The 21,975-nt window shown below is 68.0% G+C and carries 23 protein-coding genes; 14 read left to right on the forward strand and 9 right to left on the reverse strand.

All coding sequences use genetic code 11. The annotated features are described in order from the left end of the window. The 3 genes from EH199_RS16380 to EH199_RS16390 form a co-directional block, all read right to left on the reverse strand. A partial coding sequence (locus EH199_RS16380) for a helix-turn-helix domain-containing protein (RefSeq protein ID WP_223806729.1) occupies positions 1-940 on the reverse strand: 940 nt, incomplete at its 3' end. Between the two features lie 123 nt (positions 941-1,063). Next, on the reverse strand, positions 1,064-3,343 hold the full coding sequence (gene ptsP, locus EH199_RS16385; protein WP_124810338.1) for a phosphoenolpyruvate--protein phosphotransferase: 2,280 nt from the start codon (positions 3,341-3,343) through the stop codon (positions 1,064-1,066). A 141-nt stretch (positions 3,344-3,484) separates the two neighbouring features. Further along, complete coding sequence (locus tag EH199_RS16390; protein WP_124810339.1) at positions 3,485-3,643, reverse strand: YdcH family protein; 159 nt, start codon at positions 3,641-3,643, stop codon at positions 3,485-3,487. A gap of 245 nt (positions 3,644-3,888) precedes the next feature. Here EH199_RS16390 and EH199_RS16395 point away from each other — a divergent pair, with 245 nt between their 5' ends. From EH199_RS16395 to nadA, 6 genes are all read left to right on the forward strand, one after another. After that, a complete protein-coding gene (locus EH199_RS16395) occupies positions 3,889-4,086 on the forward strand; it encodes a YdcH family protein (protein ID WP_124810340.1) in 198 nt (65 codons plus the stop codon). A 75-nt stretch (positions 4,087-4,161) separates the two neighbouring features. Next, a complete protein-coding gene (locus EH199_RS16400) occupies positions 4,162-4,713 on the forward strand; it encodes a DUF1465 family protein (protein ID WP_223806730.1) in 552 nt (183 codons plus the stop codon). A 50-nt stretch (positions 4,714-4,763) separates the two neighbouring features. Then, positions 4,764-5,714 (forward strand): MBL fold metallo-hydrolase, encoded by a 951-nt coding sequence (locus tag EH199_RS16405; RefSeq protein WP_124810341.1) that lies wholly within the window; start codon positions 4,764-4,766, stop codon positions 5,712-5,714. Then, positions 5,696-6,400 carry a DUF4230 domain-containing protein gene (locus tag EH199_RS16410; RefSeq protein WP_124810342.1) on the forward strand — a complete coding sequence of 235 codons (705 nt, stop codon included), beginning with the start codon at positions 5,696-5,698 and terminating at the stop codon, positions 6,398-6,400. The genes EH199_RS16405 and EH199_RS16410 overlap by 19 nt, the downstream gene beginning before the upstream one ends. A gap of 68 nt (positions 6,401-6,468) precedes the next feature. Beyond that, a complete protein-coding gene (locus EH199_RS16415) occupies positions 6,469-7,218 on the forward strand; it encodes an adenylate cyclase (protein WP_124810343.1) in 750 nt (249 codons plus the stop codon). Between the two features lie 55 nt (positions 7,219-7,273). Beyond that, positions 7,274-8,260, forward strand: coding sequence for a quinolinate synthase NadA (gene nadA / locus EH199_RS16420; protein WP_124810344.1), 987 nt, complete (start codon positions 7,274-7,276; stop codon positions 8,258-8,260). A gap of 18 nt (positions 8,261-8,278) precedes the next feature. Here the strand turns inward: nadA and EH199_RS16425 are convergent, their stop codons facing one another. Further along, complete coding sequence (locus EH199_RS16425; protein ID WP_124810345.1) at positions 8,279-9,181, reverse strand: DMT family transporter; 903 nt, start codon at positions 9,179-9,181, stop codon at positions 8,279-8,281. A gap of 85 nt (positions 9,182-9,266) precedes the next feature. Between EH199_RS16425 and EH199_RS16430 the strand changes: the two genes are divergently transcribed. Both EH199_RS16430 and EH199_RS16435 read left to right on the forward strand, forming a co-directional pair. Beyond that, positions 9,267-10,376, forward strand: a complete 1,110-nt coding sequence (locus EH199_RS16430; protein WP_124810346.1) for an alkene reductase — start codon at positions 9,267-9,269, stop codon at positions 10,374-10,376. Positions 10,377-10,388: 12 nt separating this feature from the next. Next, positions 10,389-11,276: a CoA ester lyase gene (locus tag EH199_RS16435; protein WP_124810347.1), complete on the forward strand. Its 888-nt coding sequence runs from the start codon at positions 10,389-10,391 to the stop codon at positions 11,274-11,276. A 15-nt stretch (positions 11,277-11,291) separates the two neighbouring features. Here the strand turns inward: EH199_RS16435 and EH199_RS25030 are convergent, their stop codons facing one another. Together EH199_RS25030 and lipB are read right to left on the reverse strand one after the other, a co-directional pair. After that, entirely contained in the window at positions 11,292-11,729 is a 438-nt protein-coding gene (locus EH199_RS25030) for a hypothetical protein (protein WP_124810348.1), read from the reverse strand. Then, on the reverse strand, positions 11,726-12,412 hold the full coding sequence (lipB, locus tag EH199_RS16445) for a lipoyl(octanoyl) transferase LipB (RefSeq protein ID WP_124810349.1): 687 nt from the start codon (positions 12,410-12,412) through the stop codon (positions 11,726-11,728). Before lipB ends, EH199_RS25030 begins: the two co-directional genes overlap by 4 nt. Positions 12,413-12,561: 149 nt before the next feature. Between lipB and EH199_RS16450 the strand changes: the two genes are divergently transcribed. Continuing rightward, positions 12,562-13,380, forward strand: coding sequence for a hypothetical protein (locus EH199_RS16450; RefSeq protein ID WP_124810350.1), 819 nt, complete (start codon positions 12,562-12,564; stop codon positions 13,378-13,380). On the opposite strand, the gene EH199_RS16455 is transcribed toward EH199_RS16450, so the two are convergent. Then, positions 13,381-14,007 carry a class I SAM-dependent methyltransferase gene (locus EH199_RS16455; RefSeq protein WP_124810351.1) on the reverse strand — a complete coding sequence of 209 codons (627 nt, stop codon included), beginning with the start codon at positions 14,005-14,007 and terminating at the stop codon, positions 13,381-13,383. Positions 14,008-14,220: 213 nt separating this feature from the next. Between EH199_RS16455 and EH199_RS16460 the strand changes: the two genes are divergently transcribed. Together EH199_RS16460 and EH199_RS16465 are read left to right on the forward strand one after the other, a co-directional pair. After that, positions 14,221-15,558, forward strand: a complete 1,338-nt coding sequence (locus tag EH199_RS16460) for an MFS transporter (RefSeq protein WP_223806731.1) — start codon at positions 14,221-14,223, stop codon at positions 15,556-15,558. 60 nt (positions 15,559-15,618) lie between these two features. Continuing rightward, entirely contained in the window at positions 15,619-17,121 is a 1,503-nt protein-coding gene (locus EH199_RS16465; RefSeq protein ID WP_124810352.1) for a lipopolysaccharide biosynthesis protein, read from the forward strand. Positions 17,122-17,135: 14 nt separating this feature from the next. Here EH199_RS16465 and EH199_RS16470 read toward each other — a convergent pair whose 3' ends face one another. Next, a complete protein-coding gene (locus EH199_RS16470) occupies positions 17,136-18,005 on the reverse strand; it encodes a CDP-alcohol phosphatidyltransferase family protein (protein WP_223806732.1) in 870 nt (289 codons plus the stop codon). 165 nt (positions 18,006-18,170) lie between these two features. On the opposite strand from EH199_RS16470, the gene EH199_RS16475 reads away from it, so the two are divergent. The 3 genes from EH199_RS16475 to EH199_RS16485 all read left to right on the forward strand — a co-directional run bounded on the left by EH199_RS16475 (position 18,171) and on the right by EH199_RS16485 (position 21,336). Continuing rightward, on the forward strand, positions 18,171-19,298 hold the full coding sequence (locus tag EH199_RS16475) for a CDP-alcohol phosphatidyltransferase family protein (protein WP_124810354.1): 1,128 nt from the start codon (positions 18,171-18,173) through the stop codon (positions 19,296-19,298). A gap of 96 nt (positions 19,299-19,394) precedes the next feature. After that, the gene (locus EH199_RS16480) at positions 19,395-20,495 is read left to right on the forward strand and encodes an inositol-3-phosphate synthase (RefSeq protein WP_124810355.1); all 1,101 of its coding nucleotides are present in this window, start codon (positions 19,395-19,397) and stop codon (positions 20,493-20,495) included. Between the two features lie 94 nt (positions 20,496-20,589). Continuing rightward, positions 20,590-21,336, forward strand: coding sequence for an NTP transferase domain-containing protein (locus EH199_RS16485; RefSeq protein ID WP_124810356.1), 747 nt, complete (start codon positions 20,590-20,592; stop codon positions 21,334-21,336). A gap of 52 nt (positions 21,337-21,388) precedes the next feature. Here EH199_RS16485 and EH199_RS16490 read toward each other — a convergent pair whose 3' ends face one another. Next, positions 21,389-21,877: a DUF2141 domain-containing protein gene (locus EH199_RS16490; RefSeq protein ID WP_124810357.1), complete on the reverse strand. Its 489-nt coding sequence runs from the start codon at positions 21,875-21,877 to the stop codon at positions 21,389-21,391. Positions 21,878-21,975: the final 98 nt, after the last annotated feature.

Here is a 21,975-nt window from a genome sequence, read left to right on the forward strand (position 1 = left end):
CGCGCTCCGCCCGGCCATTGCCCGCCGCAGGGCGCGGCGGCGATGCTGAGGCCTGAACCTGTTGCGCGGCCGCCGGCGGCGGCGCGGTGCGGGCCAGCAGCGCGGCGGCGGAAACCGGCACGTCCTTCACGATGCGTTGCGTATCGGCGATGCGGGGTACCGGTTTCCCGCCCACCGTAATCGCCAGCGCGTCGGGCCGCGCGGTCCACAGTCTGGGTTCCTGCACTCCGGCAGGAATGGTCCAGCTTTCGCCCTTGGCCAGCTGCTTCTGCAGGAGCTGCACGCCCGCACCATCGTAGAACTTGACCCAGATGCCATCGTCCAGCGCGGTGAACACGACCGGCCCGGAGGCCGCGGGCGCGGCCGCCGCCGGGGCGGTCGGCGCCGGCGCTACCGCCGAAGCTTCGGGAGACGGCCCGACCAGCGGCGGCAGTTCCGCCGCGGGCCAGTACGAACTGCGCCAGAACACCAGCCCCAGCGCGATCACGATCAGCACCAGAACGCCGGCCAGCCAGCTCAGCAGGCGCGACGGAGTCTTGGCCGGATCGCCCACCTCGAACTGGTGAATTTCGCGCGGGGGAGCCGCCGGTTCCTGCCGGTCCAGTTCGGCGCGCAGGTCGGCCAGGATCGTCTTGTCGTCCAGCCCCACGGCGCGGGCGTAACTGCGCGCGAATCCCAGGGCATAGGGACGGCCGGACAGGGCCGCGTAATCGCCGGCTTCCAGCGATTCGATATGGCGTGTGGTAATCCGCGTGCGCGTGGAAAGATCGGCGACGCTCAGCCCGGCGGCCTCGCGCGCCGCGCGCAGCCGAGCGCCGACAGCCATGTTGCCAGGCAAATTGCCCGCCATGCCGCCGGGCACGGTTTCCCCCGCCCTCGATGAGGCGGCATTCGCTTCGGCATCCGTGGCGACAAATTCGTTACCGTCGGCTTCGGCCACGGTGCGACTCCCAAATTTATGCAGGGTTATCCCAATGCGCAGGGCTTCGTTGCAATTGCGCGAAAGTCAACGGTTTTGCGCCACATTGCGGCGGTTCTGGAGACGAATCCCTCCGGTCCAGTTCTATTCGCAATCGATTCCCCGCGCGGCGGCCCATTCCTGCAGCGCGGCGCGCATCGATGGCGGCGGCGCGGCCAGCCAGCCGTCCATCGCGGCGCGGATCTCGCTGGTATCGATCTGGCGGACCAGTTCCTTGATCGGGCCGACCGCCGCCGGCGTGATCGAGAGCCGGTCGATGCCAAGGCCCAGGAGGGCCAGCGCTTCCAGCCGCCGGCCGCCCATTTCGCCGCACACGGTCACCAGCGTGCCATGCGGCGCGACGGTGGTGACCACGCGGCGCAGGAAGCGCAGGATCGCCGGGCTCAGCCAGTCATAGCGTTCGGCCAGCTTGGGATTGGCGCGGTCCGCCGCGAACAGGAACTGCGTGAGATCGTTGGTGCCGATCGACAGGAACGCCAGCCGCGGCGCCAGCACGTCCAGGCATTCGGCCAGCGCCGGCACTTCCAGCATCGCGCCATAGCGCACCGCTTCGGGAACCACCTTCTTCTGCCGGCGCAGGAAGGCGATCTGGCCATCGAACACCGCCTTGGCCGCGTCGAACTCCCACGGTTCGGTGACCATCGGGAACATGACGTTGAGCGTGCGCCCTGCCGCCGCTTCCAGCAGCGCGCGCGCCTGCACCTTGAGCAGCCCGTCCCGCTCCAGCGCGACGCGCAGCGCGCGCCAGCCCATCGCCGGGTTTTCCTCGCTCTCGCCATCGTTGTGGCGCAGATAGGGCAGCACCTTGTCACCGCCGATATCGACCGTGCGGAACACCACCGGGCGATCGCCGGCCGCGTCCAGCACATCGCGGTAGAGCCGCGTCTGCCGTTCGCGCGCGGGGAGTGTGGCAGAAACGAGGAACTGGAATTCGGTGCGGAACAGGCCGATGCCATCGGCCCCGGTCAGGCTGAGCATCGGCGTGTCATCGCGCAGGCCGGCGTTGATCATCACCGTGATCCGCCGGCCATCGCGCGTCACCGGCTCCAGATCGCGCATCGCGGCGTAGGCCTGCTGGCGCTCGCGGTTGCGGGCGAAGCGCCCCTCGAACGCCTCGACCATCGCCGGCGTGGGCCGCACGTCGATCACGCCCTGGTCGGCATCGAGCAGCAGCGGATCGCCTTCGCGCACCATGCCGCGCATGCCCCGCACCCGGCCGATCACCGGAACGCCCATCGCCCGCGCCACGATCACCACGTGCGCGGTGAGCGAGCCTTCCTCCAGGATCACGCCCTTCAGGCGCCGCCGGTCGTATTCCAGCAGTTCGGCGGGGCCAAGATTGCGCGCGATCAGGATCGTGTCCCCGCGCAACCCGTGCGACGCCGCCGTGCCCAGCTGGCCCGACACGATGCGCAGCAACCGGTTGGACAGATCCTCCAGATCGTGCATCCGGTCCGCCAGCAGCGCGTCGTCGATCTGGCGCATCCGCATCCGGGTGCGCTGCTGCACGCGCTCGATCGCGGCTTCGGCGGTCAGGCCGGAATCGATCGCCTCGTTGATGCGGCGGCTCCAGCCTTCGTCGTAGGCGAACATCTTGTAGGTCTCGAGCACTTCCTCGTGCTCTCCGCCCACGCCGAATTCGGCCTGCTGGGCCATGCGCTCGATCTGTTCGCGCATCTTGTCGAACGCCAGATAGACGCGCTGGCGCTCGGCCTCGATATCCTCGGCCACGATATGTTCGATGGTGACGCGCGGCTGGTGGAACACCGCCATGCCCGCGCCCAGCCCCTTGACCAGCGTCAGCCCCTTGAGCCGTTCCGGACCGGTGAGGTGCGCGGGCACGCCCAGCGTTTCCTCCTCGTCGATCAGTTCGGCATTGGCGATCAGTTCCGACAGCACCATGGCCACGGTCTGCAGGGCCTCGATCTCGACTTCCTCGTACCGGCGCGGGTCGACGTGCTGGACACCCAGCACCCCCACCGCCCGTTCGCGCCGCACGATCGGCACGCCGGCGAAGGAATGGAACTTTTCCTCGCCCGTTTCGGGGCGGAAGGCGAAGTCCGGATGGGATGCCGCCTCGGCAAGGTTCAGCGTTTCCGACCGTTCCGCGATCGTGCCGACCAGACCTTCGCCCACCGCCAGCCGGGTGACGTGGACGGCCGACTGGTTCAGCCCGCGCGTGGCGAACAGTTCGAGCATCCCTTCGCGCAGGAGGTAGATCGAACAGACCTCGCTGTTCAGGCTTTCGCCGATGACTTCGACGACCTGGTTGAGTTTGGCCTGCGCGCCGGCGCGCGAGGCCATGACCTCGTGAAGCGATGTCAGGATAGCGCGGGCGGCGGCAACGGCGGACTGCATGGCCATGGCCTAGCGCAGCACGGCCGGTTTGGAAACGCCGACCGCCGCCGGTTTAGCATAATTCGTATGCGACGGGAAAAGGGAGCGGGTGTCTGCCGCTCCTCCAAGCGAAAGGCCGCCCCTTTCGAGGGCGGCCGGCGCTTGGCGTCAGTGGATTTGCGCGATCTCTTCCTTGATCCGCAACTTTCGCCTCTTGAGGTCCTGCAGGAGGGTATCGTCAGGCACCGGACGGGCCATTTCCTGCTCGATCTGGCGTTCCAGACCGGCGTGTTTCGTCCGCAATGCGCTGATATGCGACGTTTCCATGCGTTTGTCCTCCTTGCGGGGCCTGTCCCCGCACGTGGCTTCCTGCTGGCGGGCGTTTCCCGCTTTTGTCGTGTCCCGCGGGACACCCCGCCGGTGATACAATCGCCGACTCTGCGGCGGCTGCGTTGTCATGCTTTCACATTCCCCGTATCTTGCAAGTTAATCCGCGCCGGGATGCTGCGAATACGGGATCGACCGTACGTCGCGGGAAAGGAACCACCCGCCGCGCCACGGAGTGTTAGGGCGTGACCGAAGAGGAAATGCGCAAGCGGCTGGAAGCGTTGCGTCTGGAACACCGCGATCTTGACGCGGCGATCGATGCGCTGACCAACGCCGGCGTGCGCGACCAGTTGCAGATCGCCCGGCTGAAGAAGCGCAAATTGTTGCTGCGCGATCAGATCGCAATTCTCGAAGACTACCTGATCCCCGACATTATAGCCTGAAAAACAATGCCCTGCGCCGGGGGAGCGGTGCCGCTCCCGTTCGCGCGCCTGTACCGGAACGACACAGAACCATCTTTGAACAGGTCCTTCGCCAAGGCCCTGTTGGCGAGTGCCGGCGCGGCGGATTATGCGGGCTTCATGCCGCTCATGCCCAGCATTCACCCGCGCATCGTCGAAGCGCTCTACAGCGAGGCCCTCGTCCTCGCCGATGTGCTGCGCGAACGCTTCGAAAGGCTGCGCAACGATGCCTCGGCCACCGAGGACGAGTTGCTGCGCGTGCAGTTTTCCTGCGAGGCGCTGCGCACGACCACGCGCGTGATGCATTGCCTGGCCTGGCTGCTCAACCATCGCGCCTATTTCGCGGGCGAGCTTTCCGAGCTGCAACTGCGCCGCCACGGCCGGCTGATCGCCAACTATCCCGCCAGCGATCCGGCCGCGCTGGACATGCTGCCCGCCGACGCGCGCCTGCTGGTCCATGAAAGCGAGCGGCTGTACGAGCGGATTACCCGGCTCGAACGGGCATGGCGGAGCGAGGACGGGCGGAATGGGGGCGGGCAGAACGTCAGCGTCATCGACCGCCTGCGGGAACGCCTGGACGAACGGTTCGCCGCCGGAACCGCCGGCTGACGCCCGCGCGAAAGGTTGCGCCACCGTCCGGCAATCCCCATAGCTTGGGGATGAACAGTACCGAAAAGCAGGGCGCGCCCGCCAATCCGGCCGTCGATCTGGCCGACAGTTCCACGTGGAACACGGGCGTGGCCGAAACGCTTGAACCACTGGTGCGGCGCGTGCTGGCGCCCAATCCCTCCCCCTACACCTTCACCGGCACCGGGACCTACATCATCGGCGCCGGCGATGAGGTGGCGGTGATCGATCCGGGTCCGAACGGTACCGGTGTCGCGGGCCATGCCGACACGAAGGGCGATGGCCATGTCGAGGCCATTCTGTCCGCGATCGGCGATGCGCGTCTTGTCGCAATCCTGTGCACGCACACCCATCGCGATCACAGCCCGGCCGCCCATCCCCTGCGCGCCGCGACCGGAGCACCGGTGATCGGCTGCGCGCCGCTGGTAATCGAGGACACGGGGCCGCGCGCGGACGCGGCCTTCGATCCGACCTATCGCCCCGACCGGGTGCTGGAGGACGGCGAAACGCTGTCCGGCACGGGCTGGACGCTGCAAGCGGTCGCTACGCCAGGGCACACCAGCAACCACCTGTGCTATGCCCTGCGCGAAAGCGGCGCGCTGTTCACCGGCGATCACGTGATGGGCTGGTCGACCTCGGTCGTCTCGCCGCCCGATGGCGACATGGCCGCCTACATGGCCAGCCTGCAGAAGCTGCACGACCGCGAAGACCGGGTGTATTATCCCGCGCATGGCCCCGCCATCCCCAACCCGCGCCAGTTCGTGCGCGGCATGCTGGGGCACCGCCGCCAGCGCGAACGCCAGATCGTGACCCTGCTGGAAAGCGCGCCACGGACGATCGAGGGCATGGTCGCCGCGATGTACAAGGGGCTCGACCCGCGGCTGCACGGCGCCGCCGGCCGTTCGGTGCTGGCGCATCTGATCGATCTGGAACGGCAGGGCCGTGTCGCGCGTTCGGGGGACGTATGGACGAGCCTTTCCTGACCACCGACCGACCGACCGTCTCCGGAAGCGGCGCACCGCCCCTGACTGCGTCTTCGCCGCGCGCACCGGCGCTGGCGCGTGTTTCCGCCCTGCCCTGGCTGCTGTTTCTGGTGGTCACGGTAATCGCGGCCTGGCTGGCGTGGCGGCAGTTCCGCCCGGCGGACATCGGCGATCCGCTCGCCACTTCGCTGATCGCGTTCGAGAAGCAGGACAAGCTCACCGTGTTCAGCGCGCAGCTCGCGCCCGTGGTATCGAGCGACGACGCACGGCTGTTCGGGCTGGTGAAATCGAAACAGGTCGCGGTGATTCCGGCGCGCGTCGACTATACGATCGCGCTGGATCAGGTGGGGCGCGACCGGATGAAGTGGGACGCCGCGAACAAGACGCTGTCGGTGCGCCTGCCGCCGCTTACCGTCAGCCGCCCAAACCTCGACGAGGCGCGCGCGCAATACCTGCGCGAAGGAGTGTGGATCACGCGCGACGCGCAGGACAAGCTGACGCGCGACAACACCCGGCTGGCCGAACAGATCGCGGTGGAACAGGCCGGCAACCCGGTGCTGATGAACCTGGCGCGGGGTGCGGCGAAAGAAGCCATCCGGCAGAATCTGGCTATTCCGTTGCAGGTTGCCGGTTACGGCGAAGTCAAGGTCGTGGTACTTTTCGACGGAGAACCGAATCCGGGGTGACGGGCGTCATTGGTCCGCGCGCACCCTTATAATATCGGGACGCGCCTGGACTGATCGGAGATCCCCCGATGGCTACCGCGTTTCCGTCTCTTTCTGAATCCCGCCCCCTTCCCTATCGCGCCGATCAGGCGTTCTTCGTCCGCATGGCGGCAGGCATCGCCGCGCTGGTCGTGTTCGGCTTCCTGCAATGGTTCGCGCGCGGCTTCGTGCAGCCGGCGCGCGTGCCGCTCTGGGTCCACCTGCACGGCGCGGCCATGGTCGGCTGGCTGGGCCTGATGGTCACGCAGAACCTGCTGGCGGCGGGCGGCAACGCCGCGCTGCATCGCCGCCTGGGCTGGTCCAGCCTGCTGCTGGTCGGCGCGATCGCGGTGCTGGGGCCGCTCACCGTGGTCAAGGCGGTGGAACTGCACCGCGTTCCGCCGTTCTTCACCAATGCCTACATGCTGGCACTCAGCCTCGGCGAAGTCTTCACGTTCGCGGGCCTGTTCGCGGCGGCGATCGCGCTGCGCCGGCGCACGGACTGGCACCGGCGGCTGATGCTGGGCGCCACGGTGATCGTGATGGAGCCGGGGATCGGCCGCATCCTGCCGATGCCGCTGCTCGGCGGTTTCGCCCCCTGGGCCGAACTTTCCGTGCAACTGGGCGTGCTGGCCATTCTCGCCCGGCATGACCGCAAGGTTCTGGGCAAGGTCCATCCGGCAACGTGGTGGAGCGCCGCCGCGCTGGTCGCGGTCCACCTGGCGATCATGGCGCTGGCGGGCTTCGCGCCGTTCGTCGGCTGGGCGGAGGGTATTGCGGCGGGCGGGTACGCCGCCTAAGTCCCCCTCGCGGGCCGGGCGCCTTTCCACCGGCCGCGAAAGGGAACCCACGCCGATGACCGCCCAGCCCACCAACCTGTCCGGCCTCGACCTGCGCGCCGAGATCGACCGCCTGCGCAAGGAGCGCAACGCCGTCATCCTCGCGCACTATTACCAGCGGCCGGAAATCCAGGATCTGGCCGATTTCGTCGGCGATTCGCTGGAGCTTTCGCGCAAGGCGGCGGCAACCGACGCGGACGTGATCGCGTTCTGCGGCGTGAAGTTCATGGCCGATACGGCGAAGATTCTCTCGCCCCAAAAGATCGTGGTCCTGCCCGATCTCGACGCCGGGTGCAGCCTTGAGGATTCGTGCCCGCCCGACAAGTTCAAGGCGTTTCGCGAGGCGCATCCCGATCACATCGCGCTGACCTACATCAACTGTTCGACCGAGGTGAAGGCGCTGTCGGACGTGATCGTCACCTCGTCCAGCGCGGAAACGATCCTGTCGAAGATCCCGCCCGAACAGAAGATCATCTTCGGCCCGGACCGGCACCTGGGCGGCTATCTCAACCGCAAGTTCGGGCGCGACATGCTGCTGTGGCCGGGGGTGTGCATCGTCCACGAGGCGTTCAGCGAGACCGAGCTGCTCAAGCTGAAGGCGCAGCACCCCGGCGCGCCGATCGCCGCGCATCCGGAATGCCCGCCGCACATCGTGGACCATGCCGACTATGTCGGATCGACCAGCGGCATCCTGAATTACGCCAAGGCGATGACCGGCGACACGCTGATCGTGGCGACCGAGCCGCACATCATCCACCAGATGGAACTGGCGATGCCGGGCAAGACCTTCATCGGCGCGCCCGGGGCGGACGGCAACTGCAACTGCAACATCTGCCCCTACATGGCGCTCAACACGCTGGAGAAGCTCTACCTCGCGCTGCGCGACCTGACGCCGCGCATCGAGATCGAGGAAGACCTGCGCCTTGCCGCCAAGAAGAGCCTCGACGCGATGCTCGAGATGGCGGCGGGGACGGTGGGCAAGGGCGATCTGGGCCGGGCCTGAGCGCCTGAGGCGGCGGGCCTAGCGATCCGCCAGCCGGGCCAGCACCAGCGCGGCGCCGACCAGCGCCATGCCCAGCGCGTCCGGTCCAGACAGCACTTCGTGGAACGCCAGCCAGCCGACCAGCACCGAAACGATCGGCTGCGTCAGCAGCGCCAGCCCCACCACCAGCGGCGGGAAATGGCGCAGCGCATAGACGAGCAGGCCCTGCCCCACGATCTGGCTGGCCAGCATCAGGCCGATCAGCGGTCCCCAGTCGTGCGGCCAGAACGGTTCGCCCATCGCCAGGGCGATGCCGGCCACCACCGGGCTTCCGGCAAGGCTCGACAGGAACAGCAGCGACCAGCTGCCGAACCGGCCCCGCGCCTGCTGGATCACCAGGATATAGACCACATAGAGCAGGCCGGCGACGATGCAGAACAGGTCGCCCGCCAGCGTGCGCGCGCCGATCTCCAGCGACCGGCCCAGCAGCACCACCGCGCCCACCGTGGCCATGACCACGGCCAGCACCTCGATCACGCGGGGGCGCCGGCGGATCGCCACAAGGCCCCAGATCATCAGAATCACGCTGCCCGAATTGCCGAACAGCGTGGCATTGCCCAATCGCGTGCGCTCGATCCCGATGTGCCAGCTGGCCAGATCGAGCGCGAAGAAGACGCCCGCGATCGTCACCAGTCCCAGTTCGCGGCGGCTGTAGCCGAACAGCGGCTGGCGATTCCACCGCGCGAACAGGGCCAGCAGCGGCAACGCCAGGAACAGGCGCCAGAAGCCGGCCGAAACCGCCCCCGAATCCGCCACGCGCACGAACAGCGGCCCCAGCGCCAGGGCGACGTTGCCCAGCAGGAGCGCGGCATAGTGCAGCGGCTTCGGGCTGGTCTGCTCCCCGGCTTCGGGCCGGTGATTGCGGGGCCGGGAAGTTTTCATGGGGGTCGTTAAAGCCCAATTAAGTTGCAAAAGGAAACGGAGGCCCCTTTATTGGTTTCCTTCCCATTCCGGAGATGTCCTGTCCATGCCTGATTCCCTGTTCCAGCCGATCAACCTCGGTGCCATCGAGGCGCCGAACCGCATCCTGATGGCCCCGCTGACACGCGGCCGCGCCGATCCGGGCTTTGTGCCCAACGCGATGATGGCCGAATACTACCGCCAGCGCGCAGGCGCCGGGCTGATCATCAGCGAGGCGACCGGGATCAGCCGCGAGGGACTGGGCTGGCCCAGCGCACCGGGCATCTGGACCGACGCGCAGGTCGAAGGCTGGAAGCCGGTGACCGAAGCGGTCCACGCCGCCGGCGGCCGCATCGTCTGCCAGCTCTGGCACATGGGCCGCATCGTCCATCCCGATTTCCTGGACGGCGAACTGCCGGTATCCTCCTCCGCCACGCGCGCGCCGGGCCACGCCCACACGCCCTCCGGCACCAAGGATTTCGTGGTCGCCCGCCCGCTGCGGCTGGACGAACTGCCGCGCATCGTCGACGATTACGGCCACGCCGCGGAAAACGCGAAGCGCGCCGGCTTTGACGGCGTGCAGCTTCACGGCGCCAACGGCTACCTGATCGACCAGTTCCTGCGCGACAAGGCCAACCTGCGCGATGACGATTACGGCGGTTCGCCCGAAAACCGCGTGCGGCTGATGCGCGAAGTGCTGGAACGGCTGATCGCGGTCTGGGGCAAGGGCCGCGTGTCGATCCGGCTTTCGCCCAACGGTGATACGCAGGGCGTGGACGACAGCAATCCCGCCGCGATCTTCAGCGAGGCGGCGCGCACGATCGAGGCGCTGGGCCTCGGCTTCCTGGAACTGCGCCAGCCCGGCCCGAACGGCACGTTCGGCTCCACCGACGTGCCCCAGCAGGACGCACTGATCCGCAGCCTGTTCACCGGCCCGCTGGTGCTGAACAGCGACTATACCGCCGAGCAGGCCGCCGCCGACATCGCTTCGGGCCGGTGCGACGCGGTCAGCTTTGGCCGGCCGTTCATCTCCAACCCCGATCTGGTCGAACGCTTCCGCATCGGCGCGGAACTGGCGCCCAACGTCAACGCGCCGCGTAGCTGGTACTTCCCCGGTCCCGAAGGTTATATTGACTACCCCACGCTGGCGCAGCAGACGGCGCGGGAAACCGTCTGACAGGAGAAAGCGATGCCCCCCCGTTCATGGCTGTTCGTGCCCGGCGACAGCGAGAAGAAGCTGTCCAAGGCGCCTGAAACGGGGGCGCACGCGATCATCGTCGATCTGGAGGACGCGGTCGCGCCCGCCGCCAAGGCCGCCGCGCGCGAGGTAGCGCACGGCTGGCTGGAAGCGCGCCGCGCCGCCGACCCCGGACATGCCGGCACCCGCCAGGCGCGGTGGCTGCGGATCAACGCCATCGATACCGGCCTGTGGCGCGAAGACCTGGCCGCGATCATGGCCGGCGCGCCCGATGGCATCGTGCTGCCCAAGACCGAAGGACCGGACCAGGTCCGGCTGGTTTCCGCCGAACTCGATGCGCTGGAGCAGCGTCATGGCCTTGCCCCCGGTTCCACGCGCCTGCTGCCGCTGGTGAGCGAGACCGCCGGCGCCGCGCTGACCATTCCCGCTTATGTCGGGCAATCGCTGCCGCGCCTCGCCGGGTTGACCTGGGGCGCGGAAGACCTTTCCGCGGTGCTCGGCGCCACGCGCAAGCGCGATGCCGCCGGCCGCTGGACCGATACCTTCCGCTTCGTGCGGGCGCAGACGCTACTTGCCGCGCATGCGCTGGAGGTCTGGCCGGTCGATACGCTGCATGCCGATTTCCGCGACGAAGCCGGCCTGCGCACCGCCGCCGAAACCGCGCGGGCAGACGGCTTCGCGGGAATGCTGGCGATTCACCCGGCGCAGGTGCCGGTAATCAACGCCGCCTTCGCGCCCACCGACGCGGAACTGGCCCACGCCCGCGCCATCGTCGACGCCTTCGCCGCCAATCCCGGTGCGGGAACGCTGCAGATCGACGGGCGGATGATCGACCAGCCGCACCTCAAACAGGCGCGGCAGCTGCTGGGCATCGCCTGACCGTTGCGTTTCCGGTCAGTTTCCGCCGGAGCGGGTGGGTGACGGCTTGGGCGAAGGCTTCGGGGTCGGCTTGACCGCCGGTTTCGCCGTACTGGCCGGCTTGGGCGTGGCGGAGGCGGCGGGCTTTGGCGCGGAGGCCGCGGCCCCGGCCGCAGGAGTCGGCACGCCCGGTGCCGCATCGGGGACAGACTCATCCGCGGCCGCGCTCGCATCCGCCACCGGCGCGGCAGCGCCGGCCTTGGCCGCCTCGCCGGGCTTCGGGGCCTGAAGCGGCGCTTCGGCCTGCGACCGGTCGAGATCGATCATCGCGTCGCTGACCGTGCCGGGCAGCACTTCGCCCCCCGCGGCCTGGGCCTTGCCGTTGTCGTTCCCCGCCTTCTTGCCGCACCCCGCCAGCGTGGCGCAGGCAACCAGTGCCAGGGCTACGGAAATGGTCGGTACTCTGCGCTTCATCGGGCGGTCTCCGGCGGGCATGGCACGTCAAGCCGGGCAAGGAAATCTCCGGCGCGGGCGAGCAATGCCCGATCCCATGCCTCCGGCGCAACCTCCAGCCCCAGATCCTTCATGCTGGTGACGCCGAATTCCTCGATCCCGCAAGGCACGATGCCGCCGAAATGCGCGAGATCGGGGGACAGATTGACGGAAAAGCCATGCATCGTCACCCAGCGGCGGATGCGCACGCCAATCGCGCCGATCTTGGCTTCGCCGCCGGGCAGGCCATTCCGCTCCGGCCCGTCCACCCAGATGCCGATGCGCCCTTCGGCGCGGCGGCCGGCCACGCCGAAATCGGCCAGCGTATCGATCACCCAGCCTTCGACGGCATGGACGAACCCGCGCACGTCGCGCGCGCGCTTGCGCAGGTCGAGCAGGATATAGCCCACGCGCTGCCCCGGCCCGTGGTAGGTATAGCGCCCGCCCCGCCCGGCCTCGACCACTTCGAACCGCGGATCGAGCAGTTCCGCCGGATCGGCGCTGGTGCCGGCGGTATAGACCGGCGGATGCTCCAGCAGCCAGATCAGTTCCGACGCCGTGCCTTCGGCGATCGCGGCGTTGCGCGCCGCCATTGCCTCCAGCGCCACGCGATAGGGCACAGGCGCGCTCTCCACGCGCACTTCGATATCCTGCAAGCCGTTCATGGTGCGTCAGGTGGCCCCGGCAGGGCGCTCTGGCAAGTGCCAAACGCCTTCGAGCGGGCATACGCGCCGGACCTGTTTGCAGGGAAACCGCGGCATTGTGGAATTTGTCCGCGCGGCTTACGGAGAGCGTCCATCGAAAGGGACGCATCGTGATCAGACTGGACAGCAGCGCCGCGTGGGCATTGGCCACCCGGCTGGTCTCCGCCAACCGCGACGTGCTTGCCGCCATCGCCGGAGTGTTCTTCCTGCTGCCGACGCTGGCCTTCGCCATCCTGGTGCCCGAACCGCAGATTCCCGCAGGACTCCCCCCGCGCGAGATGATGACGCTGCTGGGCGATGCCTATGGCCGGGCCATGCCCTTCCTGCTGCTGGTGTCCGTGCTTCAGATCACCGGCACGCTGACCGTGCTGGTGGTGATGACCGCGCACGACCGGCCGACCGTGGCGCAGGCAATCCGGCGCGGCTTCGTCATGACCGGTCCCTATCTCCTGGCCCAGCTCCTGATCGGGCTGACTCTGGGCGGGGCGTTCGTGCTGTTCGTTTCGCTGATGTCGCTGACCGGCATCCAGGCTCTGGCCGCCGCCGCCGTGCTGATGATCTTCGCGGTCATGGTCTATTGCGGACTGCGGGTGATGCTGATCGCGCCCGTCATCGCCACCGAGAACCTGCGCAATCCCGTGGCCGCGATTCGCCGGAGCTGGGCGCTCACGCGCGGCAACACCGCGCGCATCGGGGTGTTCCTGACGCTGGCGGGGCTGGTGTTCTTCGTGATCTATGGCCTGATCATGATGCTGGTGGGCGTGGTGCTGGTGCTGACCACGGGCGGCGAGCTGCAGCGCGCGCTGGGTGCGGCCGTATCCAGCGCGATCACGTCGGGGGCGATGGTCTATCTGACGGCGATGCTGGCCGCGATGCATCATCTGCTGTCCGGCCCGACCGGACCGGAAATCATCGCGACGTTCGAGTAGTTATTCCTTCCAGCCCCACGAAATCACGCAGGGCGGCACGTTCCACAGCTCGAAGCCCTTGTCGATACGGCGGAAATAGCGCCCCATCAGATCCCGCGCGCGCGCCGTGTACTGATAGACCAGGAATGCGCCGCCGGGGCGCAGCACCCGCTGCGTCGCGGCCATGATCGCGGGTCCGACGCCTTCGGGCAGCGTCGAGAACGGCAGGCCCGAAAGCACGTAATCGGCATTTTCGAAACCGTGGGCGCGGACGATATCCTCCACATCGGCAGCCGAGCCGTTGATCGCGATGAACCGGCTGTCGCCGATGGTCTTCGACAGGTATTCGATGAAATCGGGATTCGTGTCGATCACGATCAGGCGCCCGTCGCGGCGTAGCCGCTCCAGCACCGGGCGGCAGAACGTGCCCACGCCGGGGCCATATTCCACGAACAGGCGGCATTCGTCCCAGTCGACCTTCGACAGCACACGGCTGATCGTGCGCCCCGACGACGGCACGATCGCGCCCACCATCACGGGATGCTTGAGAAAGCCCTTGAAGAAGATGCCGAAGGGGCCGAGCAACCGTTCCGCCTTGCGCTTCGCCCTCTGCAACAGGGGCTCGCGCGCTGCCTGCGTGGAAGTCATATTGAGGCGGGGTCCCTTTTCCTGAACTGGCCTGTAAGCCGCGCGTCGCAAATTTGTCTTGTCATTGCAAGGGCGCGACAAGCACCTTACCGCAAACGAACGAACCAGATACGGCGAGATCGGGGGAAAACACCGGTCGCTGGGGCGCAAAAATGGCCGGAATCGGGCCTGGGGCCGGGTCGGAGGCCGAGAGGGCGAGGGAGCGGAGACGCGATGCACGAGAAAGACCACTTGCCGCCGGAACGCATGGCGCTGCTGTTCGCGGTCATGCTGGTCACCGCGGCGGGCAACACCGCGATGCAATCGGTGATGCCGTCGATCGGCACGCACCTGGGCATCGCCGACGTGTGGGTCAGCCTCGCCTATTCCTGGTCCGCGCTGCTGTGGATGCTGATGGCGCCCTACTGGGCGCGCCGCTCGGACCGGCGCGGCCGCAAGGCGATGATGGCGCTGGGCATGGCGGCCTTCGCGCTGTCGTTCTCGCTGTGCGGGCTGACGCTGTTCGCCGGCCTGCACGGCGTGTTCGGCGGCACCGCCACCATCCTGATCTTCGCCGCCGCCCGTTCGCTCTACGGCATGTTCGGATCGGCCTCCCCGCCGGCGGTGCAGGCCTACGTCGCCAGCCGCACCGGCCCGGAAGAGCGCACGCAGGCGCTGTCGCTGGTGGCATCGAGCTTCGGCCTGGGCACGGTGCTGGGGCCGGCGCTGGCGCCGCTGCTGATCGTTCCCGGCCTGGGCCTGATCGGTCCTTTCGCGGCCTTTTCGGTGTTCGCCCTGCTCGTGCTGGTCACGCTGCGCCTGCGCCTGCCCGATGACGATCCGCGCTTCGCCGGGCGCGGTGAAGTCATGGCGGCGCCGTTCAGCGCCTCGTCCAATCCCCGCATGGTGGAAGATCATCCCGACGGATCGCCCGAGGAACTGCCCGAGGCCGAGCCACAGCACGCGGGCGGCGACCGGCTGCGCTGGAGCGACCCGCGCCTGCGCGGCTGGCTTGCCGCCGGCGTACTGGGCGGCCACGCGCAGTCGATCCTGCTCGGCGTGATCGGCTTTCTCCTGCTCGACCGGCTGGGCCTGCGCCACCAGCCGGACGCCGCCGCCGGATCGATCGGGCTGGTGCTCATGTGCGGCGCGATCGCCACGCTGCTGGCGCAATGGGGGCTGATCCCGATGCTGCGCCTGGGGCCGCGCGCCTCCACGCTGTGGGGCATGGGGCTGTGCTGCATCGGCACCGTGCCGCTGGCGACCGGGCTGGACCTGCACACCATCACCGTCGGCTTCGCGATCTGCTCGCTGGGTTTCGGCCTGTTCCGGCCCGGCTTCACCTCGGGCGCGAGCCTGGCCGTTGGCCGCGCCGAACAGGGGCAGGCGGCGGGGATCGTCGCGGCGGTCAACGGTTCGGCCTATATCGTCGCGCCGGCGATCGGGGTGTGGCTCTACAACCATTCGCACTGGCTGGCGTGGATCGTGGTGGAAGCGCTGGCGATCGGGGCCGTGGTGCTGTGCGTGCTGCTGATGCGCACGCCGCTACGCACGCCTTCGCACCACGCCTGACCCCACCCCATACTCACGGGGGAGCTTGCCAGTGCCGATGGGCCGTCCTATCGCGCCGTCATGACGGCAGAAGGGACGCCCCAGAAGGTTATTGCCAGGGGCGTGGGCTCCAATGCCTTCAGCTTCATCATCCGTTTCGCGGCACGGGCCTCGTTCCTCTATATCGGGGCGCGGCTCTATGGCGCGGCGGCCTATGGCGTGTTCAGCCTGGCGGTGGCGGTGGTCGAACTGATGGTCCCGGTCGCCAGCCTCGGGCTGAAGCGGATGATCTTCCCGTGGCTGGAGGAGGAAGCCAATACCGGCGCCGCCGATGCGCGGCCGGCCACGCATGTCCTGCTCGATGCGCTGCTGCTGACCGTTCTGTCCGGCCTTGGCATCGCGGGCGTGGTGGCGCTCGGCGCGCAAGTGCTGCCCGCAGCCATGGTGTCCGACCATCTTCGCTTCGCACTGGCCGTGCTGGCGCCGGCGGTGCTGGGACAGGCCGCGGGCGATGTCGCCCTGGCCGCCACGCGCTGGACCCATATGATGCGCTATGAAGTCATGGCGCGCGGCGTGATCGAACCCTATGTCGCCACGGCAGTGACGTTCGCCGCCTGGTATGCCGGCTTTACCGAAACCGGCCTGCTGTTCGGCTACTGGGCCGGCAGCCTGGCGCTGGCGGGCACCGCGCTGTGGAGCGCGCGCCATTCGCTGGGTCCGTTGCGTCTTGCCCGGTGGCGCCCCCATGCCGGCGCGCTGACGCAGCGCGCCCGTTCGCTGCTGCCCGCCAGCGGCAGCGACCTGCTGACCTCGCTGGCGCAGCGCATCGACCTCTATCTCGTGGGCTTCCTGCTGGGGGACGCGCCCGCCGGCGTCTATGGCGTGCTGCGCCAGCTGCGCACGCCGATCACCCAAGTGCGCCAATCGTTCGACGGCATCCTGACCCCGCTGATCGCGCGCACGATGCGCGCCGCCGGCGATATCGTGACCGGCGAAGCCACCGCCGCCGCGACGCGCCTGATCCTGACGATCCAGCTGGCGATCGTGTTGCTGATGGCCGCGGCCGGCGAACCGCTGCTGGCCCTGTTCGGACCGCACTACGTCGTCGGCTATCACGCGCTGATCGTCATGGTGCTGGCCGAAACCGTCAACGGCGCGTTCGGCGTGGGGGAACTGATCCTCTACTATCGCCGGCCCGCGCTGGCACTGCTGATCAACGTGGTGCTGATCGCGATCGCCGCCATCCTGGTGCCCGTGCTGGCGCCGGCGTTCGGAATCCTCGGCGCGTCGGCCGCGATGCTGTTGGCGGCGATCGTCGCCACGCTGCTGCGCCGGCACTGGCTCAAGCAACTGGGCGTGCGGCAACCCCCGCTCCACGCCGCCGCCCCCGTGATCGGCGCGCTGGCCGGCGGCGCGGCGGGGCTGCTGCTCTATGAAGCGCTGGCCGATGTGTTCCGGGCGCCGGCGCGGGTCGATGCGATCGCCACGCCGCTGCTGGCGCTCGCCGTCTATGGCCTGACGATCCGCCTGTGGACGAAGCTGCGCCCCGGCGTGCTCTCGATGGCGCGCTTCCGGGTGTTGTAACCGCCGTCAGACCCTTACGCCGTCAGCCCTTCGGCCTCCAGCCGCTGCGCGGTCCGCATCGCCGCCGCATTGTGCAGCTTGACGGAAACCGCCATCAGCAGGTTCAGCACCACCGTCTGGTACAGGAAATAGTAAAGGGGGCTGCCGGCAAACATCGCCAGGCCCAGCACGATCGCGCGCGGGTTCGGGCCAAGCAGCTTGAGCACGCGCAGCAGCGGCTGCTGCTCGCGCCGCACTTCGACCCGGATCGCCCCCAGCCGCGCGGGATCATCGCGCGCCGCCTTGACCGCGCCGTCTATCACCAGCGCATGGGGCGACATGCCCGCCGCCAGCCGCAGATAAAGCCGCACGATGGTCTGCAGAAAGATGCGCCAGGCCCCGCGCTTCTCCTCGAACAGGCCCGGCTGATCGCCCTTGGCGTTGTGCAGCCAGGGCACGCCGTACATCCAGTACTGGTAAAAGCGCCGCTGCACTTCGACGTGGTTCGACTGCACAATGTGGCTGGCGCCGGCCGCCAGCGTCCAGAACCAGGCCCAGCCCGCCCCCATCGTGCGCGTGAGCACGAAGGCCAGCAGCACGTAGAGCACGATGTGACTGGTATAGTCGCAGATGCCGTCGACCATTTCGCCGAGCGGGCTGGACTTGCCGGTAACCCGCGCCAGATCGCCGTCCGCGCCATCGACGATATGCCAGGTCATGTGCAGCGCCATGCCCAGCGCCGCACCGAGCGGCCAGGGCACGCCCCAGTAGCAGAAGCCCGCCGCCACCACGAACAGGCCCCCGGCCACCGAAACCATGTTGGGCGTTACCGGCGTATGCGCGAGCCGGCGCGCCAGCTGCCAGGACAGCGGATGATAGAGGTACAGGTTCAGCGGATCCTGCATTTCGCGCGGCCGTTGCGGCCGACGAGGTTCCACTGCGCGCGTAATCATCCGAAATACCTCCCGACGTTTCGCCACCTTGGCGACCGCCGATGGCGGCTATATAAGCCGCGCCACTTACTGAACAGGGTGGATGCGTTCATTGGGCCTGCCCTGGGGATCGAATAGATGAAATTGCCGCTGGGAGTCATCGTTTTCGCATCGGGACGCGATGCCGAGCGGCTGGTCGCGGGCGTTCCCGCCGCCGCGCGTTCGGTGCGCGAGGCGCGGCGCGCGGGCCTTTCGGTATGCTGGGTCACCGCCGGCGCGGGATGGGAACCTTCGGCGGCAACGCGCGCCGAGATCGACCGCCTCGCCGATGGCATGGACGTGCATTTCGGTAACGGATCGGCCCTTGCGGTCGAAGGCGGGTTTGACCGGGTGGCGATGATTCCCGGCGATCGGCAGCCGACCGCCGATGCGATCCTGCGCGCGATTGCCGAACCCGGCGGCATCACGCAGGCCGATCTGGTTCAGGTCGTGCCGCAGGAGGAAGCCAACCAGGTCGCCGGGCGGATGACCGCCCAGGGTGCGGAATCGCCGCGCCGGCTGGGCGCCGCCGCCCGCGCCGTCGTGCGCTCCACGGCCAAGCCGACCGACGGAATCGTCTCGCGCCACCTCAACCGGCCGATCTCGCAGGCGATTTCCGCGCTGTTGCTGCATTTTCCGGGAATCCGCCCGGTTCACGCGACTATCGGCACCGGGCTGATCGCCGCCGCGATGTTCGCCAGCCTGCTGTTCTGGGGAGCGGCCGGCCTGGTGGTAGGGGCTATCCTGTTCCAGGCCGCATCGATCTTCGACGGGGTTGACGGGGAAATCTCGCGCGCCACGTTTCGCAGCTCGCCGGCGGGCGCGAAGATGGACAGCCTGGTCGATGCCGCGACGAATCTGGCTTTCCTGCTGGGCGTGGCCATCAACCTGCAGATGCGCGGCGAAGTGGTCTATGCGACGTTCGGCTATGCCGGCCTTGTCCTGCTGGCCAGCGGACTGGTGATGATCGGCCGGGCCGCCGCGCGCAGTCAGGCGCCGTTCAGTTTTGACGTGGTGAAGGACCATTACCGTCGGCAAGGTGCGAACGGTGAGCCATCGCGCTTGATGCAGGGGCTCACTTACCTTACTAGCCGGGATTTCTTCGCACTGGCTTTCGCATTGCTCATTGCGTTCGGGCTTGCTCCGCTGGTGCTTGCCCTGTTTGCGGTTGCTGCCGGGGGATGGCTGGTCGCTGTCATCCTTGCCCTGCGGCCTACGCAAGCATGACATCAGGGAAATGTGCTTGCATTTGCCGCGCGAAATGGAAATGAGGCAAATTAGTTACAGCCGCCGTATGGCGCCTGTGTGAAGGGATCGAGATTCATGAAGCCAATCAAGGTCGCCGTGATCGGCGTGGGCAACTGCGCCAGCTCGCTGGTCCAGGGGGTCTATCACTACCGCAACAACAACTCGTCGCAGGGCCTCATCCATGACCGGATCGGTGGCTATGGCGCGGGTGACGTTGATTTCGTGCTCGGCATTGATGTCGATGCGCGCAAGGTAGGCAAGGACATCAGCGAAGCCATCTTCGCCGGTCCGAACTGCACCGCCGTGTTCTTCCCCGACGTTCCGGCCACCGGCGCCAAGGTCATCATGGGCAAGAAGCTCGATGGCGTTGCCGATCACATGACCGGAATGGGCGACAAGGGCTTCATCGTGGCCGACGCGCCCGAAGCCACCAAGGAATCGATCGTGGCCGCGCTCAAGGAAACGGGCGCCGAGGTTCTCCTGAACTTCCTGCCGGTCGGTTCGCAGGAAGCCACCGAATTCTACATGGAATGCGCGCTCGAAGCCGGCGTCGCGGTGGTCAACTGCATGCCGGTGTTCATCGCCAGCCGTCCCGAATGGGAAGCCAAGTTCCGCGCCAAGCGCATCCCGATCGTGGGTGACGACATCAAGGCGCAGGTCGGCGCCACGATCGTCCACCGCGTGCTGTCCAGCCTGTTCGGCGCGCGCGGCGTGACCGTGGAGCGCACCTACCAGCTCAACACCGGCGGCAACACCGATTTCATGAACATGCTCGACCGCCAGCGTCTGGGCAGCAAGAAGGAATCGAAGACCGAGGCGGTGCAGGCCATGCTGGCCCAGCGCCTTGAGGACGAGAACATCCACGTCGGCCCGTCGGACTATGTTCCCTGGCAGAAGGACAACAAGCTGTGCTTCCTGCGCCTGGAAGGCGCGCAGTGGGGCAACGTGCCGATGAACCTGGAACTCCGCCTTTCGGTGGAAGACAGCCCGAACTCGGCCGCTTGCGTGATGGACGCGATCCGTTGCTGCAAGGTCGCGCTGGAGCGTGGCGAGGGCGGTGCGCTGATCGGCCCGTCGGCCTATTTCTGCAAGCACCCGCCGCAGCAGTTCAACGACGACGTCGCCGCGCAGATGGTCGAGGAATACGTTTCCGACCAGGCGCTTGCCGCCGAGTAAGCGGACCGACGCGACAGGACAGGGCGGGCCGGCCGGACGTTTGGGCGTTCGGCCGGCCCGCTGCTTTTTCAGCCCGGCAGGAATCCCGAAGATCATGGACGCGCTCATCATCGCCGCCGGCTATGGCAGCCGACTTGCCGACCTTTCCCCTTCCAAGCCGCTGACGCCGATCGCCGGCGTGCCGCTGATCGAGATCGGCGTGCGCCAGGCGATGATCGCGGGGGTTACCCGCGTGGTGGTGGTTACCGGCCACCGCGCCGAGATGGTCGAGGCGTTTCTGGCCGACCTTTCGCAGCGGCTGGCGGTGGAAATCGTGCCCGTGCGCCTGGCGGACTGGTCAACGCCCAACGGCCATTCGGTGATGGCCGGCGCCACGCGGTGCGAAGGCAACTACCTGCTGATGATGGCCGACCACATGTTCGAGGCCGAGATCCTGGCCAGCCTGCTGGCGCAGGACGCGCCCGACCGGGGCGTGACCCTGGCGATCGACCGCCGGCTCGACAATCCGCTGGTCGATCCCGACGACGCCACCTGGGTGCGGCTGGACGAACGCGGCTTCATCACCGCCATCGGCAAGACCATCGAACCTTACGACGCGGTCGATTGCGGCGCGTTCCTGGCTACGCCGGAGCTGGCCACGGCGATCCGCGAGGCGATCACGGCCGGCAAGGCGGGAAGCCTTTCGGACGGGATGCAGGTGCTGGCCGATCGCGGCCGCGCGGCGACGATGGACATCGACGATGCCTGGTGGATGGACGTCGACGATCCCCGCGCGCACACGCTGGCCGAGGAGCTGGCGCCGTGGCATCTCGCGCCGATGTTCAACGGCGTGCCGGGCTGAAGCCGCCCCGGCGCGAGGGCCAGGGAGCGGGGCTGACGCCCCCGGCCGGCCGTCAGGGGTATTTCAGGTGAATCCGCGTGGACAGGTTGCTGCGCGGAATGCTGATCCGCACCGAACGGAACGCGGGCAGGCTGGCGATGGTCGGCGGATTGTTGGAAAAACCGAAGCCTTCGGTCGGGATGCCGAGCACGCCGCTGCGGTTGATCTTCCCCGACGCATCCTCGTCGTGATAGACCGCGATGGCATAGACGCCGGGGCGGGGCACAAACAGGCACATGCGCGTTTCGGGCGCGGCGGCATCGACCCGCCCGACATAGAGCGATCCGTGCTTGACGAGGAACTTGCGGGAATCGTCTTCGTACAGCGTCACCGCGATCAGGCCGTTGCCGTTGCGCACGCCATCCACCACGATGTTGATCCAGGTGTCGCTCGCCGGGCCGGCACAATTCGGGGCCGCCTGCGCGGAACTGGCGAAAAGGCCCGATCCGGCAAGCGCAAGGACGGCTGCGGCCGCGGCGCGGATACGTCTCGGCAAGGTCATATCGCTTCAATCCCAGTTGCTGTTCCCGTCAGCATCGCTTCCCGTGACCGCCCTTGCCGGCCGACCACCGAAACCACCTGACCTTTATCGCGATGTCC

This window comes from Novosphingobium sp. LASN5T, from assembly GCF_003856955.1.
Lineage (GTDB): Bacteria > Pseudomonadota > Alphaproteobacteria > Sphingomonadales > Sphingomonadaceae > Novosphingobium.

Excerpts from the sequence above, each read along its gene's own strand:
- nadA (WP_124810344.1), top strand. The coding sequence starts at position 7,274 with ATGACCGCCCAGCCCACCAACCTGTCCGGCCTCGACCTGCGCGCCGAG.
- lipB (WP_124810349.1), bottom strand. The coding sequence starts at position 12,412 with ATGAACGGCTTGCAGGATATCGAAGTGCGCGTGGAGAGCGCGCCTGTG.
- EH199_RS16470 (WP_223806732.1), bottom strand. The coding sequence starts at position 18,005 with ATGCAGGATCCGCTGAACCTGTACCTCTATCATCCGCTGTCCTGGCAG.
- EH199_RS16435 (WP_124810347.1), top strand. The coding sequence starts at position 10,389 with ATGCCCCCCCGTTCATGGCTGTTCGTGCCCGGCGACAGCGAGAAGAAG.
- EH199_RS16410 (WP_124810342.1), top strand. The coding sequence starts at position 5,696 with ATGGACGAGCCTTTCCTGACCACCGACCGACCGACCGTCTCCGGAAGC.
- EH199_RS16455 (WP_124810351.1), bottom strand. The coding sequence starts at position 14,007 with ATGACTTCCACGCAGGCAGCGCGCGAGCCCCTGTTGCAGAGGGCGAAG.
- EH199_RS16415 (WP_124810343.1), top strand. The coding sequence starts at position 6,469 with ATGGCTACCGCGTTTCCGTCTCTTTCTGAATCCCGCCCCCTTCCCTAT.
- EH199_RS16475 (WP_124810354.1), top strand. The coding sequence starts at position 18,171 with ATGAAATTGCCGCTGGGAGTCATCGTTTTCGCATCGGGACGCGATGCC.
- EH199_RS16485 (WP_124810356.1), top strand. The coding sequence starts at position 20,590 with ATGGACGCGCTCATCATCGCCGCCGGCTATGGCAGCCGACTTGCCGAC.
- EH199_RS25030 (WP_124810348.1), bottom strand. The coding sequence starts at position 11,729 with ATGAAGCGCAGAGTACCGACCATTTCCGTAGCCCTGGCACTGGTTGCC.
- EH199_RS16430 (WP_124810346.1), top strand. The coding sequence starts at position 9,267 with ATGCCTGATTCCCTGTTCCAGCCGATCAACCTCGGTGCCATCGAGGCG.
- EH199_RS16465 (WP_124810352.1), top strand. The coding sequence starts at position 15,619 with ATGACGGCAGAAGGGACGCCCCAGAAGGTTATTGCCAGGGGCGTGGGC.
- EH199_RS16425 (WP_124810345.1), bottom strand. The coding sequence starts at position 9,181 with ATGAAAACTTCCCGGCCCCGCAATCACCGGCCCGAAGCCGGGGAGCAG.
- EH199_RS16480 (WP_124810355.1), top strand. The coding sequence starts at position 19,395 with ATGAAGCCAATCAAGGTCGCCGTGATCGGCGTGGGCAACTGCGCCAGC.
- EH199_RS16390 (WP_124810339.1), bottom strand. The coding sequence starts at position 3,643 with ATGGAAACGTCGCATATCAGCGCATTGCGGACGAAACACGCCGGTCTG.
- EH199_RS16460 (WP_223806731.1), top strand. The coding sequence starts at position 14,221 with ATGCACGAGAAAGACCACTTGCCGCCGGAACGCATGGCGCTGCTGTTC.
- ptsP (WP_124810338.1), bottom strand. The coding sequence starts at position 3,343 with ATGGCCATGCAGTCCGCCGTTGCCGCCGCCCGCGCTATCCTGACATCG.
- EH199_RS16405 (WP_124810341.1), top strand. The coding sequence starts at position 4,764 with ATGAACAGTACCGAAAAGCAGGGCGCGCCCGCCAATCCGGCCGTCGAT.
- EH199_RS16490 (WP_124810357.1), bottom strand. The coding sequence starts at position 21,877 with ATGACCTTGCCGAGACGTATCCGCGCCGCGGCCGCAGCCGTCCTTGCG.